Source organism: Variovorax sp. PMC12 (assembly GCF_003019815.1).
Taxonomy (GTDB): domain Bacteria; phylum Pseudomonadota; class Gammaproteobacteria; order Burkholderiales; family Burkholderiaceae_C; genus Variovorax.
Genome location: NZ_CP027773.1, coordinates 809869 through 824395, shown reverse-complemented (window position 1 = coordinate 824395; position 14527 = coordinate 809869). Strand labels below are relative to the sequence as shown.

Genomic DNA, 14527 nt, shown 5'->3' with positions numbered 1-14527 from the left:
GTCAGGCGACTTCAACCACCGATTGTGCGCTGTGCGCGCCCCGGGCCCGCGAACGCTGGACACCCGAAACAATCGCTTTCAGCGACGCCGAGATCACGTTGGCGTCGATGCCCACGCCGAACAGCGTCTGGCTTTCATCTACGCGCAGTTCCAGGTAGGCCACGGACTTCGCATCGGCACCGGCGCCGATCGCATGCTGGTGGTAGTCCATCACGCGGACCGTGTGGCCGGTGGCCTTGCTCAGCGCCTGGGTGAAGGCGTCGATGGGTCCGTTGCCACGGCCTTCGATGGCACGCGTTTCGCCATTCCACAGCAGATCGCCGCGCAGGACCACGGAAGCGTTGGCGCCCTCGCCTTCTTCCTCGATCACACGGTGCTGGAGCGATTGCGCCGTCTCGATGCCGTATTCGCGCACGAACAGGTCCCAGAGGTCGGCGGCGGTGAGTTCCTTGCCGGCCACGTCCATCACGCGCTGCACGACCTGCATGAATTCCATCTGCAGGCGGCGCGGCATTTCAATGCCGTACTCGCTCTCGAGCAGATAGGCCATGCCACCCTTGCCGGACTGGCTGTTCACGCGGATCACGGCTTCGTAGCTGCGGCCCACGTCCTTCGGATCGATGGGGAGGTAAGGCATGTCCCAGATATCGCCTTCCTTGCGCGCCGCGAAAGCCTTCTTGATCGCGTCCTGGTGAGAGCCGGAGAACGAGGTGTAGACGAGGTCGCCCACGTAAGGGTGGCGCGGATGCACGGGAATCTGGTTGCAGTGCTCGACCGTCGCGCGGATCTCGTCGATGTTCGAGAAATCGAGTTCCGGAGAAACGCCTTGGGTGTAGAGGTTGAGCGCGACGTTCACGAGGTCGAGGTTGCCGGTGCGCTCGCCGTTGCCGAAGAGACAGCCTTCGATTCGCTCGGCACCGGCCATGAGGGCCAGTTCGCCGGCCGCGGTTCCGGTGCCGCGGTCATTGTGCGGATGCACGCAAAGCACGATGGAATCGCGCCGCGCGAGGTTGCGGTGCATCCACTCGATCATGTCCGCGAAGATGTTCGGCGTGGAATGCTCGACCGTCGTCGGCAGGTTGACGATGCACTTGCGCTGCGGCGTCGGTGCCCACACTTCCGTTACCGCATCGACCACGCGCTTGGAAAACGCCACGTCGGTGCCCGAGAACATTTCGGGCGAATACTGGAAGGTCCACCGGGTGTTCGGCTGCTTCGCTGCGAACTCGTTGAACATGCGCGCGTGCGTGGTCGCGAGCTCGACGATCTGGTCTTCGTTCATGCCGAGGACCACGCGGCGCATCACCGGGGCCACTGCGTTGTAGAGATGCACGATGGCGCGCGGCGCGCCTTGCAGCGACTCGAAGGTGCGTGCAATGAGGTGGTCGCGTGCCTGCGTCAGCACCTGGATGGTCACGTCTTCGGGAATGCGGTCTTCCTCGATGAGCTTGCGCACGAAGTCGAATTCGATCTGCGATGCCGAGGGAAAACCGACTTCGATTTCCTTGAAGCCGATGGCCACGAGGGTTTCGAACATGCGCATCTTGCGCGCGATGTCCATCGGCTCGACCAGCGCCTGGTTGCCATCACGCAGGTCGGTCGACAGCCAGATGGGCGCCTTGGTCAGCACGGCATCGGGCCAGGTACGGTCCTTGAGGCCGATCGGGGCGAATGCGCGGTATTTGCTTTGAGGTTGCTTGAGCATGTCGATTTCTCTGTGATGGTTGGTAATCGACCAGCAACCCCAAAAAACAAACGGCCCGTTGCTGGTGCTAACGGGCCGTGGTGAGGGATTTGCGCGTGCGCTACCGTCTCCGCCCGTGAGGGAGGGCTAGTAGGGCCAGCAGCGAAATCTTGGTCATGAGGGTTGCGAATGTAGCACAGGCTGAGCGGGCCTGCCCTGGCCTCAGTTATGCAGTCCGCGCTCGTCGGGCTCTTCGGTGGAGGTACTGATCACGCTTGCCGGCTGGCCCTTGGCCTTGCGCCAGGCATACACGACATAGCCGCTCAGGCCGTAGGCGACGAACAGGCCGAAGAGCACCGTCGGCGGGTTGATGTTGATGACCGCGATGCCCAGCGCGATGAGCACGATCACCACGAAGGGCACGCTCTTCTTCATCTGGATGTCCTTGAAGCTGTAGAACGGCGCGTTCGTGACCATCGTGAGACCCGCATACAGCGTGAATGCAAACGTGACCCAGGTGATCTGCGTCCACGAAAGGTACAGCACGTCGCCGCCGCGCTTGCCCCATTCATTCACCAGCCAGATGAAGCCGGCCACCAGTGCCGCGGCCGCCGGCGACGGAAGTCCCTGAAACCAACGCTTGTCGACCACGCCGGTGTTCACGTTGAAGCGCGCCAGCCGCAAGGCCGCGCAGGCGCAATACACGAACGCGGCAATCCAGCCCCAGCGCCCCAGGCCCTTGAGCGACCACTCGTAAGCGATGAGCGCGGGCGCGGCGCCGAACGACACCATGTCGGACAGCGAATCCATCTGCTCGCCGAACGCGCTCTGCGTGTTGGTCATGCGGGCCACGCGGCCGTCGAGGCTGTCGAGCACCATCGCGGCGAACACGCCTAGCGCCGCGAGGTCGAAGCGCGCGTTCATGGCCATCACCACCGAATAGAACCCGCCGAACAGCGCCGCCAGCGTGAACAGGTTCGGCAGGATGTAGATGCCCTTGCGGCGTTTGCGCGGTTGCACGTCGTCGGGAACCGTATCGTCATGCATTGAAATTGCCTCCGTCCCTCATGGGCACGCCACGTACAGCTATCCAATCGATAGCATCTTGATCTGTGAATCGCATGGCTCGCAGTGTAGTTCAGGGGACCTCTTCGCCCCCTTCAAACAAAAGGGCCACCGCGACGGGTGGCCCTCGGGAAAAGGCGCCGAAGCGCCCTTCAACCGGATGATCAGTTGCGGGTCTGGTCGACCAGCTTGTTCTTCTTGATCCAGGGCATCATCGCGCGCAGCTTTTCGCCGACGACTTCGATCTGGTGCTCTGCGTTCAGGCGGCGGCGGCTGATCAGCGTGGGAGCGCCCGCAGCGTTTTCGAGCACGAAGCTCTTGGCGTATTCGCCGGTCTGGATGTCCTTCAGCACTTGCTTCATGACCTTCTTGGTCTCTTCGGTCACGACGCGCGGGCCGGTGACGTACTCGCCGTACTCGGCGTTGTTCGAGATCGAGTAGTTCATGTTGGCGATGCCGCCTTCATAGATCAGGTCGACGATCAGCTTCAGCTCGTGCAGGCATTCGAAGTACGCCATTTCGGGCGCGTAGCCGGCTTCCACCAGCGTTTCGAAACCGGCCTTGATCAGCTCGACCGTACCGCCGCACAGAACCGCTTGTTCGCCGAACAGGTCGGTCTCGGTTTCTTCGCGGAAGTTGGTCTCGATGATGCCGGCCTTGCCGCCGCCGTTGGCGGTGGCGTAGCTCAGCGCGAGGTCACGTGCCTTGCCGGTCTTGTCCTGGTGCACAGCCACGAGGTGGGGCACGCCGCCGCCTTGGGTGTACGTGCTGCGCACGGTATGGCCCGGGGCCTTGGGAGCGACCATCCATACGTCGAGGTCGGCGCGCGGCTGCACGAAGCCATAGTGCACGTTGAAGCCGTGCGCGAAGACCAGCGAAGCGCCTTCCTTGATGTTCGGAGCCACGTCGTTCTTGTAGACGTTCGCGATCTGCTCGTCGGGCAGCAGGATCATGACGACGTCGGCGGCCTTCACGGCGTCGGCGACTTCAGCGACCTTCAGGCCGGCCTTCTCGACCTTGGGCCACGAGGCGCCGCCCTTGCGCAGGCCGACCACGACCTTGACGCCGCTGTCGTTCAGGTTCTGCGCGTGCGCATGGCCTTGCGAGCCGTAACCGATGATGGCGACCGTCTTGCCCTTGATGAGGCTGAGGTCCGCGTCCTTGTCGTAATAAACCTTCATATGCGTCTTTCCTATTTAATCTCGAGCATCCCCAACAGCGGGGACGCATTCACTCACAGTGGGCCGGAAGTATTCCGGGCCTTCATTTGCTGATTGATGGACACGAGGTTGTCGTGAATGCGGAACAGCAGGATCAGCAATTCGCTGTAGACGCGAACAATGATCGCGCCGAAAACCAGGACCCCGATGGCGACCAGGATCCGCCCCTGGAACAGCGCCGTGGCGGTCATTGCGAGCACAGCCAGCAATCCAAGGAAATACAGTATCCGGATGATGATGGGCGTCACCATCTTGTCGAATCCCAGCAAGTCTTGCATCACGTTCTCCTCATGTGTCGATGAAACGATGAAACTGAGGGGATCTGCACCCCCTACACGCGCAGGATGCGCTCACCGCGCCCGATGCCGCTGGCACCGGTGCGGACAGTTTCGAGGATAGCGCTACGCTCGATCGCTTCCAGGAAAGCGTCGTTCTTGCCGTGGTCGCCGGTGAGTTCGATGGTGTAGCTCTTGTCGGTCACGTCGATGATGCGGCCGCGGAAGATTTCCGCCATGCGCATCATTTCCTCGCGCTCCTTGCCGACCGCGCGCACCTTCACCATCATGAGCTCGCGCTCGGTGTAGGCGCCCTCGGTCAGGTCGACGACCTTCACCACTTCGATCAGGCGGTTCAGGTGCTTGGTGATCTGCTCGATCACGTCGTCGGAGCCGGTCGTGACGATGGTCATGCGCGAGAGGCTCGAGTCCTCGGTCGGCGCGACTGTCAGCGATTCGATGTTGTAGCCACGGGCCGAGAACAGGCCCACCACGCGGGAAAGAGCACCCGGCTCGTTTTCCAACAGCACTGCAATGATGTGTTTCATGTTTGCGTGACTCCTCTTTTCGCCGCCCTCCCCCGTGCACGGTAATGCGCGGGCTCGGCGGGCAATAGATTCGTCAGTAAGGAGTTGAGCGAATGTTCCGCGGATCAGAGATCTTCGGAACCCAGCAGCATTTCGGTGATGCCCATTCCGGCCTTCACCATCGGGAACACGTTTTCAGTGGGATCGGTGCGGAAGTCCATGAACACCGTGCGGTCCTTGAGCTTGCGTGCTTCGCGCAGCGCGGGCTCCACGTCTTGTGGACGCTCGATCAGCATGCCGACGTGGCCGTAGGCCTCGGCGAGCTTCACGAAGTTGGGCAGTGCATCCATGTAGCTGTGGCTGTAGCGGCCGGAGTATTCGATCTCCTGCCACTGCCGCACCATGCCCAGGTAGCGGTTGTTGAGCGAGCAGATCTTGATCGGCGTGTTGTATTGCAGGCAGGTGGATAGTTCCTGGATGCACATCTGCACCGAGCCTTCGCCGGTGATGGTGAACACTTCCGAATCGGGCTTGGCGAGCTTGATGCCCATGGCATAGGGAATGCCCACGCCCATGGTGCCCAGGCCGCCGGAGTTGATCCAGCGGCGCGGCTCGTCGAAGCGGTAGTACTGGGCGGCCCACATCTGGTGCTGGCCCACGTCCGACGTGATGTACGCGTCGGCGTCCTTGGTCATGTTCCAGAGGGTCTCGACCACGTACTGCGGCTTGATCACGTCCTTGTTGCCGCGGTCGTACTTGAGGCAGTCGCGCGAGCGCCAGGCCTCGATGGTCTTCCACCAGCCGGCCAGCGCACCGGCGTCGGGCTTGGCGGTGCTCTCGCGGATCATCGAGATCAGTTCGGTGAGCACGTCCTTCACGTCGCCGACGATCGGGATGTCGACCTTCACGCGCTTGGAGATGCTCGACGGGTCGATGTCGACGTGGATGATCTTGCGTTCGTTCTGCGCGAAGTGCTTGGGATTGCCGATGACGCGGTCGTCGAAACGCGCACCCACCGCCAGCAGCACGTCGCAGTTCTGCATCGCGTTGTTGGCTTCGATGGTGCCGTGCATGCCCAGCATGCCGAGGAACTTGCGGTCGCTCGCCGGATAGGCGCCCAGGCCCATCAGCGTGTTCGTGACCGGGTAGCCGAGCATGTCGACCAGGGTGCGCAGCTCGTTGGTGGCGTTGCCCAGCAGCACGCCGCCGCCCGTGTAGATGTATGGGCGCTTGGCGGCCAGCAACAGTTGCAGCGCCTTGCGGATCTGTCCGCCGTGGCCCTTGCGCACCGGGTTGTACGAACGCATCTCGACCTTGTCGGGATAACCTGCGTAGGGAACCTTCTTGAAGGAAACGTCCTTCGGCACGTCCACCACCACCGGGCCCGGACGGCCGCTGCGCGCGATGTGGAAGGCCTTCTTCATCGTCATGGCCAGATCCTTGGGATCCTTGACGAGGAAGTTGTGCTTGACGATGGGGCGGGTGATGCCGACCGTGTCGCATTCCTGGAAGGCGTCGAGGCCGATGGCCGCGGTCGGCACCTGGCCCGAAATGATCACCATCGGGATCGAGTCCATGTACGCCGTGGCGATACCGGTGACCGCGTTGGTCAGGCCCGGGCCGGAAGTGACCAGCGCCACGCCGACTTCGCCGGTCGCGCGCGCATAGCCGTCGGCCGCGTGCACGGCTGCCTGCTCGTGACGCACCAGCACGTGCTGGATGGTGTCCTGCTTGTAGAACGCGTCGTAGATGTAGAGAACGGCGCCGCCGGGGTAACCCCAGACGTATTGCACGCCTTCGGCCTGCAGTGCCTTGACCAGCACTTCAGCGCCCATGAGTTCTTGCGTGGCGTTGCCGGCGTGCGACGACGCAGCGGCAGCGGAGAGGATTTCCGCCTTGGAGATTTCCATGATCAACCTTTGTTTATTTCGGGAACGAAATACCTTGGGTGCCCCTTGCCAACCCTTGTGAGGCCGCGCCAGGACTTGAGGCCAAAGCCATGAGCGGACTGATGTTCCGCCGGACCGTGACCCGTTTGCCTTTTGACTTGCAGCGCGGATTATGACATTTCCGGGCGTTCAGATTCGCTTCAGCTCTTGCGTAAAGCGACAAAGGCATAATCCGCGGCGGTAAACATACGCGATCGCTAGACCCCTCTTCCCACGCGGCGCGACCTGCGCCCCCTCTCGCTTGGCCACTGAACTAGAACTCTCCGACTTCCTGAAAAGCGTCGAACGACGCGCTTTCAAGCGCTCGGTCTACCACGTGCGGGATGAAGAAGCGGCGCTCGATATCGTGCAGGACAGCATGATGAAGCTGGCGCAGCACTATGGCGACAAGCCGGCCGACGAACTGCCGATGCTGTTCCAGCGCATCCTGTCGAACTGCACCCTCGATTGGTTCCGGCGCCAGAAGACCCGCCGCGCCCTGTTCTCGAACCTCAGCGACTTCGACTCGGTCGACGACGACGGCGATTTCGACCTGCTGGAGAACTTCGTCTCGCCGACCGACTCTAGGGAATCGGAGAGCGCCGAAGACACCACCCGCCGCGCCCAGGTCTTCCACGAGATCGAGGAACAGATCGCAGCATTGCCGGGCCGTCAACGCGAGGCTTTCCTGATGCGTTACTGGGAGGAAATGGACGTCGCGGAGACGGCCGCAGCGATGGGCTGTTCCGAAGGCAGCGTCAAAACCCACTGCTCGCGAGCCGTTCACGCTCTGAGCAAAGCGCTCAAGGCCAAGGGAATATCGCTATGAATACTAAGGTTTCACCCTCCTCATTCACCGCCGAAGACGAGTTCGGACGGCGCCTCGCTGCCCGCCTCTCGGCCGGCAACAAGGAGTTGTCGCACGACATCGGCGAACGGCTCCGCGTGGCTCGTGCGCAGGCCGTGGCCGCGCGCAAGCTGCCCCCGCAACTGCGGGCGGCCCCCGTGGTGGTGCAGTCGGGCCACACGGCAATACTGGGTGGCAGCTGGTGGACCCGCATCGGCTCGGTGGTGCCGCTCATTGCGCTCGTGGCCGGCCTCATCACCATCAGCGTGATGCAGGACGACGACCGCGCCAGCGAACTCGCCGAAGTCGATTCGGCACTGCTCACCGGCGACCTGCCGCCTGCTGCCTATACCGACCCCGGTTTTGCTCAATTCCTGAAGGCCGACAGCGCCTCCGACTGAACTTTTCACTGACCGAATGCGACGCCGCCCCTCTCCCAGCGCGAACTCCTCCCGCCCGCTGCGCCCGCTTCAGGCGGGCGCAGTCGTTTGGGCGAGTGCGCTTGCGGTCGCCGCCCTTGGGCTGACGACTGCCGGCGCACAGCCCCGTGCAGAGACCGCTGCGGCCACCGCGGGCGTCAGCAGCCCCAAGGCCGTGTCGACGACCAAGCCGCTCTGGAGCGAACTCACCTCGGGGCAGCAGCAGGCCCTCGCGCCGCTCGGCCCCCACTGGAACACCCTGAACATCGGGCAAAAGCGTAAATGGCTGGCGCTGTCGCGCAATTACTCGGAAATGTCGGCAGAGGACAGGAAGACGCTTCACAGCCGCATGATCGAGTGGGCCGCACTGAGCAACCAGCAGCGCACCCAGGCACGCCTGAACTTTGCGGAGGTCAAGCGCATTCCGGCTGACGAGCGCAAGGCCAAATGGGAGCAGTACCAAGCCCTGAGCGAGGAAGAAAAGCGAAAGCTGGCCGAGCGCGCTCCTCCCAAGCCGCGCGGTGCCGCCATCCCGGTGCGCCCTGTTTCCTCGCAGAAGCTCGTGCCCGTGCCCGCGGTCACGCCCGGCGTACAGCACACGCCGAGGATCCTGCTGACGCCGCCGCCCGCCCCTCCGGCGCCGCCCGCCACACTCATGGTCGCCACCCCGCCGGAACGCTCGCCTTCGACAGCTCCGGCTGTCGTGGTGACCCCCGCGGCGCCGCAGCCATCCGGCGTCTCGGCGCCGCCAGTTCCTGCGGAAGCACAGGTGCCGCCCCCTTCGTCGGCCACGGCCGAACCGGCTGCCACTTCTCCCTGACCACAAGGGCCTCGATGGTTTCCAGTACTCCCGAAGTCTCGGGATCCGATCACCCGGCCTCGCCCGTCCCACCAGCAAGCAGCGCTCCCGTCCCTACAGTCCCCGGCCTGTGGCGCCGGATGGCCTGCTGGCTCTATGAAGGCATGCTGCTTTTCGCGGTCGTGTTCGTCTCGGGCTGGCTCTTCAGCACGCTGGGACAGATGCGCGACGCCATGGATTCGCGGCGCCATCTTTTCCAGGCTTTCCTCTTCGTCGTTTTTGGCGTGTACTTCGTCTGGTTCTGGACCAAGGGCCAGACCCTCGCCATGAAAACCTGGAACATCCGCATCGTCGACTTGCAAGGCCGGCCCATCAGCCAGCGCCGGGCGCTTGCACGTTACCTGCTGAGCTGGATCTGGTTCCTGCCACCGCTGGCCGCGCTTGCCCCTTTCAAGCTCTCGGGCGGCGAATCGACCCTCCTGATCTTCGGCTGGGTCGCAATATGGGCCCTGCTTGCACGTTTTCACCCCGACCGCCAGTTCTGGCACGACGCCTGGGCCGGTACGCGGCTCATCACCTCCAAGCCGATGAGCCGCCGATGAGTGCCTTGCCCAATCTTCCCGATCCCGCCGTCAATCCGCAAAAGGCCCGCAAGGGCTTCGAGCGCGTCTGGCACGCCACGCTCATCTCGCTGCACGGCCTGCGCGCCGGCTGGAGCGAGCCCGCCTTCCGCCAGGAAGCCATCCTGTCGATCGTGATGATCCCGGCGGCTTTCTGGCTTGGCCGCAGCTGGGTCGAAGTGGCCCTGCTCGCGGGCAGCGCGCTCCTGGTGATGATCGTGGAACTGCTCAACACCGCCGTCGAAGCCGCCATCGACCGCATCGGCCCCGAATGGCACGACCTGTCCAAGCGCGCCAAGGACATGGGCAGCGCGGCCGTGCTGCTGTCGCTCGTGCTCTGCGGCGGCATCTGGGCCGCCGCGCTGTGGCAACGCTTCCTGTCATGAGAAGGCATGCCGGCTGCGGCATGATGGCAGGATGAATCCTGAATTTTCGATCTGTGTGTATTGCGGCTCGCGCCCCGGCGAGCGCCCCGAGTTTTCCCAGGCCGCGCAAGCGGTCGGCCAGTGGATCGGCAAGCACGGCGGCCAATTGGTCTACGGCGGTGGCCGAACCGGCCTGATGGGTACGGTGGCCGAGGCCACCCGCCTCGCCGGCGGCCGCGTGGTCGGCGTCATTCCCAAGGCGCTGGTCGACAAGGAACTGGCCAATTCGCTATGCGACGAACTCCATGTGGTCGACACCATGCACGAACGCAAGGCCATGATGGGCGAACGCGCCGACGCCTTCGTCGCCCTCCCGGGCGGCATCGGCACCTTCGAGGAACTCTTCGAGATCTGGACCTGGCGCCAACTCGGCTATCACGACAAGCCGACCGGCATCCTCAACACCGCCGGCTACTACGACGGCCTTCTGGGCTTCCTGGCCCACAGCGTGCGCGAAGGCTTCATGGGCGAGTGGCAGATGGAACTGATCCGCACCGGCACCGAGGTGACCGAGCTTCTGGCCGCGTTGCGCGCCGAGGTGCCGCTCCATCCGCGGGAAGACAGGCTGTCGGAAAACCTCTGACGCCCGCCCACCCTGAAAAAGCCTCCGTCACCGGAGGCTTTTTTGCTTCAGACCGCGTTTTCGTTCTCTTCGCCCGTACGGATGCGCACGATGCGTTCGACCTCGGTCACGAAGATCTTGCCGTCGCCGATCTTCCCGGTGCGCGCGGAATTGACGATGGCCTCGATGCAGCGCTCCACGTCGGCCTCGTTGACGACCACTTCGACCTTCATCTTGGGCAGGAAGTCGACCACGTACTCGGCGCCGCGGTAGAGCTCGGTGTGCCCTTTCTGGCGGCCGAAGCCCTTGACCTCGGTGACTGTCAGGCCGGTAACGCCCACTTCGGCCAAGGCCTCGCGCACGTCCTCGAGCTTGAAGGGTTTGACGATGGCGGTGATCTGCTTCATGGTTTTCTTGCTCCGGCGGTTTCGTTGAATTTGCTGGTGATAGGGTAACGCCAATCCTTGCCGAAGCTTCGATGGGTGACCCGAATGCCTACGGGCGCCTGGCGCCGCTTGTATTCGTTGATCCTGATGAGCCGCGCAACCCGCTCGACCACCGCGCGCTCGTAGCCGGCGGCGATGATCTCGTCGATGCCTTCATCGTCCTGCATGTAGCGTGCCAGGATGCCGTCGAGGATGTCGTAGGGCGGGAGGCTGTCCTGATCGGTCTGGTCGGGCCGCAGTTCGGCGCTGGGGGGGCGCGTGATGATCCGCTCGGGAATGGGCTCGGCGCCGGTGCCGTAGGGGTCGTGGGCATTGCGCCATCGCGCCAGCGCGAACACCGTGGTCTTCAATAGGTCCTTGATGACCGCGAAACCGCCCGCCATGTCGCCATAGAGCGTGCAATAGCCGGTGGCCATTTCGCTCTTGTTCCCGGTGGTCAGCACGATGGAGCCGAACTTGTTCGACAACCCCATCAGCAGCGTGCCGCGGATGCGGGCCTGGATGTTCTCTTCGGCCGTGTCCTCGGGCATGCCCCTGAACTCTTCGGCCAGCGCGTCCTTGAAGGACTCGAAGGTGTGCCTGATCGAGATTTCGTCGTAGCGCACCCCCAGCCGGCCCGCCATGTCGCGCGCGTCGATCCAGCTGATGTCAGCCGTGTAAGGCGAAGGCATCATGACCGCGCGCACCTTGTCCTTGCCCAATGCGTCGACCGCGATGGCGAGCACCAGGGCGGAGTCGATGCCGCCCGAAAGCCCCAGGATGGCACCCGGAAAACCGTTCTTGCCGACGTAGTCGCGCACGCCAAGCACCAGCGCGTCCCAGAGTTGCGCCTCGGCGTCGCGCGGCGCGGCAATGGCCCCCGCCTCGGCGACGAAGCCCACGCCACCCTGCGGCGTACGTTCGAGCTGGGCAAACACCAGCTTTTCGCGAAAGCTCTCGGCCTGCATAGCTGCGGTACCGTCGGCCTGCAGCGCGAAAGAGGCGCCGTCGAACACCACTTCGTCCTGCCCGCCCACCAGGTGCGCATACACCAGCGGCAGCCCGACAGCACGCGCCCGGTCGGCCATGCGTGCCACGCGCTCGCCTTCCTTGCCCACGTGGTACGGCGAGGCGTTGATCACGGCAAGCACCTCGGCGCCGCTTTCGCGGGCGAGTTCGGCCGGCTGGTCGAACCAGGCGTCCTCGCAGATCAGCAGGCCGACCGAGACGCCGCCCGCCTCGAACACGCAGGTATCTTGCCCCGGGGTGAAGTAGCGGCGCTCGTCGAACACCTGGTAATTGGGCAGCTCGCGCTTGGCGTATGTCTCGAGGACGCGGCCTTCCCTGATGACGCTGGCCGCGTTGTGCCGAAGCTGTACCGCCACCGAGCGGCTGCGCAGGCTGCCGCCGGTCGGATGCCCCACCACCACGACCATGTCTTTGAGGTCGGCCAGAGCGGCGGCAATGCCTTTCACGGCATCATCGCAAGCTAGAGTGAAGGCGGGCCGCAGGAACAGGTCTTCTGCCGCATAACCGGCAATGGAAAGTTCCGGCGTCAGCAGCAGCCGCGCGCCTTGCAAATAGGCCTCGCGCGCGGCATCGACGATCTTCTTCGCGTTGCCGGCGAGGTCGCCCACCACAAAATTGAGTTGCGCGATGGCGAGCTTGAGCGTCATTGCAGAAGGAAGAAAAAGGCTTGAACGATTATGTCATTCGGGTTCTGTCGTCGCCGTCGGACGTGAGCCCGCAGGCATGGAACGCATTGCTCGCCACGCAGGCCGAGTCTTCGCCTTTCATGCGCCACGAATACCTCTCGGCGCTGCATGAAAGCGGCAGCGCCACGCCCGCGAGCGGCTGGATGCCGCAGTTCGTCACGCTGTGGCACGGCGAGCAGTTGCATGCAGCGTGCCCGCTCTACATCAAGGACCATTCGTACGGCGAATACGTGTTCGACTGGGCCTGGGCCAACGCCTACGAGCAGCACGGGCTGGCGTACTACCCGAAGGCCGTGGTCGCGGTGCCCTTCACGCCCGTACCCGGCACCCGCCTGCTGGCCCGGGACGCGCAAAGCCGCACCTTGCTGGTGCAGGGCCTGGTGGCCCTGTGCAAGCAGGGAGAACTGTCCTCGCTGCACCTGCTGTTCGGCGCCGACGAAGACATTGCCGCATGCACCGAGAGCGGCTTGATGCTGCGCAACACGGTGCAGTTCCACTGGACCAACGCGCAGTACGCCGACTTCGACAGCTTCCTCTCCAGCCTCTCCCACGACAAGCGCAAGAAGATCCGCCAGGAGCGCCGCAAGGTGGCCGACGCGGGCGTGAGCTTTCGCTGGTCGCGCGGCGCAGACATCTCGAAGGCCGACTGGGACTTTTTCTACCGCTGCTACGAGCGCACCTACCGCGAGCACGGCAACCCGCCCTACCTCACGCGCGACTTCTTCCGCCGCATGGCCGGCACGATGCCCGAAGCGTGGCTGCTGTTCATCGCCGAGCGCAACGGCAAGCCCATGGCCTCGAGCCTGATCGCCCTCTCGACCCAGCCCGACGAACCCCTGGTCGCCTATGGCCGCTACTGGGGGGCGCTGGAACGCGTCGACTGCCTGCACTTCGAGGCCTGCTACTACCAGCCGCTGGCCTGGTGCATCGAGCATGGCGCCAAACGCTTCGAGGGCGGCGCACAGGGCGAGCACAAGATGGCCCGCGCGCTGATGCCGGTCAAGACGACCAGCGCCCACTGGCTGGCGCATCCGTCGTTTGCGGACGCGGTCGAGCGTTTCCTTGAACGCGAGGGCGCGGGCATCGAGAACTACATGGACCACCTGGGCGAGCGCAGTCCCTTCAAGGCCGCCTGACCGCGGACTGGTTTTCGTGCCATGTCGGCCTGCTATAAAAACGCCCGAATCCACAACAACACCAAGGGAAACGCACCATGCCATTCGTCGGACTGGGGCTGCACGTTCTTGTCGCGCTGTTCTTTGCCGTGCATGCCATGCGCCACGGCAAGCAGATGAACTGGCTGATCATCCTGTTCAGCTTTCCGCTGCTCGGCAGCCTCGTCTACTTCGTGGTCGAGTACCTGCCGGCCTCGCGCATGCAGCGCACCGCCGGCAAGGTGGCCAGCGCGGCCATCGGGTTCATCGATCCCGAACGCGAATACCGCGCCGCTGCCGATGCCTACGACCTCGCGCCCACCGCCCAGAACAAGCTGCGCCTGGCCAAGGCTTCGCTGGACCGGGGCCAGCCCGCCGAAGCCGTGGGCCACTACCGCGATGCGCTCAAAGGCCCGCTGGCATCCGACCCCGAGCTTCAGTTCGGCCTTGCCAGCGCGCTGCTCGCCGCTGGCGGTCCGGCCTCCGGGCAGGAAGCCCTGCAGGCGATCCAGGCCCTGCGCGCCACGCGCGACGACTACCGGCGCGACGAAGTCGCCCTGCTCAACGCCCGCGCACTGGCCGCCAACGGGCGTCAGCAAGAGGCGCGCGAAGCCTTCGAAAGCGCCCTGAGCCAATACAACACGGTCGAGACCCGGGCCCGCTATATCGCGTGGCTGTCACAGCAAGGTGATGCCGGCGGCGCGCAACGCCACTGGGAAGAGCTACAGCAGGCGGCACGCCACTGGAACTCGCACGCGCGATCGGTCAATCGCGAGTGGATGCGGCTGGCCTCGGACGCGGTCCGGGCCTGAAGCCGCCGAGCCGGGGGCATTCCGCCCCCGGAGAGCTGCCTTGCGGCAGC

General features: G+C 64.3%; 16 protein-coding genes. 8 read left to right on the top strand and 8 right to left on the bottom strand.

Annotated elements, in window-relative coordinates; all coding sequences use genetic code 11:
- Position 1 precedes the first annotated feature (1 nt).
- From leuA to C4F17_RS03760, 6 genes are all read right to left on the bottom strand, one after another.
- Complete coding sequence (gene leuA / locus C4F17_RS03785; RefSeq protein WP_106934320.1) at positions 2–1705, bottom strand: 2-isopropylmalate synthase; 1704 nt, start codon at positions 1703–1705, stop codon at positions 2–4.
- Between the two features lie 201 nt (positions 1706–1906).
- Positions 1907–2731: a CDP-diacylglycerol--serine O-phosphatidyltransferase gene (gene pssA, locus C4F17_RS03780; RefSeq protein WP_081266313.1), complete on the bottom strand. Its 825-nt coding sequence runs from the start codon at positions 2729–2731 to the stop codon at positions 1907–1909.
- 182 nt (positions 2732–2913) lie between these two features.
- Positions 2914–3930 (bottom strand): ketol-acid reductoisomerase, encoded by a 1017-nt coding sequence (ilvC, locus tag C4F17_RS03775; RefSeq protein ID WP_081266312.1) that lies wholly within the window; start codon positions 3928–3930, stop codon positions 2914–2916.
- Between the two features lie 53 nt (positions 3931–3983).
- Complete coding sequence (locus C4F17_RS03770; RefSeq protein ID WP_081266311.1) at positions 3984–4247, bottom strand: DUF4282 domain-containing protein; 264 nt, start codon at positions 4245–4247, stop codon at positions 3984–3986.
- A 53-nt stretch (positions 4248–4300) separates the two neighbouring features.
- Positions 4301–4792 (bottom strand): acetolactate synthase small subunit, encoded by a 492-nt coding sequence (ilvN, locus tag C4F17_RS03765; protein WP_081266310.1) that lies wholly within the window; start codon positions 4790–4792, stop codon positions 4301–4303.
- Positions 4793–4896: 104 nt separating this feature from the next.
- Positions 4897–6681, bottom strand: coding sequence for an acetolactate synthase 3 catalytic subunit (locus C4F17_RS03760; RefSeq protein ID WP_106934319.1), 1785 nt, complete (start codon positions 6679–6681; stop codon positions 4897–4899).
- A 280-nt stretch (positions 6682–6961) separates the two neighbouring features.
- On the opposite strand from C4F17_RS03760, the gene C4F17_RS03755 reads away from it, so the two are divergent.
- From C4F17_RS03755 to C4F17_RS03730, 6 genes are all read left to right on the top strand, one after another.
- On the top strand, positions 6962–7528 hold the full coding sequence (locus C4F17_RS03755; protein ID WP_081266308.1) for an RNA polymerase sigma factor: 567 nt from the start codon (positions 6962–6964) through the stop codon (positions 7526–7528).
- A complete protein-coding gene (locus C4F17_RS03750) occupies positions 7525–7947 on the top strand; it encodes a DUF3619 family protein (RefSeq protein WP_081266307.1) in 423 nt (140 codons plus the stop codon). The genes C4F17_RS03755 and C4F17_RS03750 overlap by 4 nt, the downstream gene beginning before the upstream one ends.
- Positions 7948–8140: 193 nt before the next feature.
- Entirely contained in the window at positions 8141–8785 is a 645-nt protein-coding gene (locus C4F17_RS03745) for a DUF3106 domain-containing protein (RefSeq protein WP_234382533.1), read from the top strand.
- Between the two features lie 14 nt (positions 8786–8799).
- Positions 8800–9366, top strand: a complete 567-nt coding sequence (locus tag C4F17_RS03740; protein WP_106934318.1) for an RDD family protein — start codon at positions 8800–8802, stop codon at positions 9364–9366.
- Positions 9363–9770: a diacylglycerol kinase gene (locus tag C4F17_RS03735; protein ID WP_081266304.1), complete on the top strand. Its 408-nt coding sequence runs from the start codon at positions 9363–9365 to the stop codon at positions 9768–9770. Before C4F17_RS03740 ends, C4F17_RS03735 begins: the two co-directional genes overlap by 4 nt.
- Positions 9771–9801: 31 nt before the next feature.
- Positions 9802–10392 (top strand): TIGR00730 family Rossman fold protein, encoded by a 591-nt coding sequence (locus C4F17_RS03730; protein WP_106934317.1) that lies wholly within the window; start codon positions 9802–9804, stop codon positions 10390–10392.
- Positions 10393–10439: 47 nt separating this feature from the next.
- On the opposite strand, the gene C4F17_RS03725 is transcribed toward C4F17_RS03730, so the two are convergent.
- Positions 10440–10778, bottom strand: a complete 339-nt coding sequence (locus tag C4F17_RS03725; RefSeq protein ID WP_106934316.1) for a P-II family nitrogen regulator — start codon at positions 10776–10778, stop codon at positions 10440–10442.
- Positions 10775–12472: an NAD+ synthase gene (locus C4F17_RS03720; RefSeq protein ID WP_106934315.1), complete on the bottom strand. Its 1698-nt coding sequence runs from the start codon at positions 12470–12472 to the stop codon at positions 10775–10777. The genes C4F17_RS03725 and C4F17_RS03720 overlap by 4 nt, the downstream gene beginning before the upstream one ends.
- A 20-nt stretch (positions 12473–12492) precedes the next feature.
- On the opposite strand from C4F17_RS03720, the gene C4F17_RS03715 reads away from it, so the two are divergent.
- A complete protein-coding gene (locus tag C4F17_RS03715; protein WP_106937427.1) occupies positions 12493–13647 on the top strand; it encodes a GNAT family N-acetyltransferase in 1155 nt (384 codons plus the stop codon).
- Positions 13648–13724: 77 nt separating this feature from the next.
- Positions 13725–14477 carry a hypothetical protein gene (locus C4F17_RS03710; protein WP_106934314.1) on the top strand — a complete coding sequence of 251 codons (753 nt, stop codon included), beginning with the start codon at positions 13725–13727 and terminating at the stop codon, positions 14475–14477.
- Positions 14478–14527: the final 50 nt, after the last annotated feature.